This is a genomic window from Mesorhizobium silamurunense (assembly GCF_014843825.1).
Classification (GTDB): domain Bacteria; phylum Pseudomonadota; class Alphaproteobacteria; order Rhizobiales; family Rhizobiaceae; genus Mesorhizobium; species Mesorhizobium silamurunense.
On sequence record NZ_JHQR01000440.1, the window covers coordinates 1 to 243 of the forward strand.

1 protein-coding gene is annotated in these 243 nt (G+C 58.0%); it reads left to right on the forward strand.

The annotated features are described in order from the left end of the window. Positions 1-243: Rieske (2Fe-2S) protein (locus tag DH10_RS35880; protein WP_192385955.1), on the forward strand; the 243-nt coding region annotated here is incomplete at both ends.

A 243-nucleotide genomic window follows, 5' to 3' on the forward strand; every position in this document is an offset into this window, starting at 1 on the left:
CTTCGCCCTCCTCAACCGTTGCCCTCACCAGAGCGCGGAACTGTCGATGGGCTTTATCTCAGGTATTGCAACGGCAGATGAGCCCGGACATGTCAAGTGCTCGCGTCGGGGGGAGTTCATTCGCTGCCCTTGGCACGGCTGGGAATTTGATATTCGCACTGGACAGTCATGGTGTGATCCCGGGCGAATATCCGTGAGACAATACCCGGTGACGATAACTCCGGGAACCGAATTGGCCGAGGG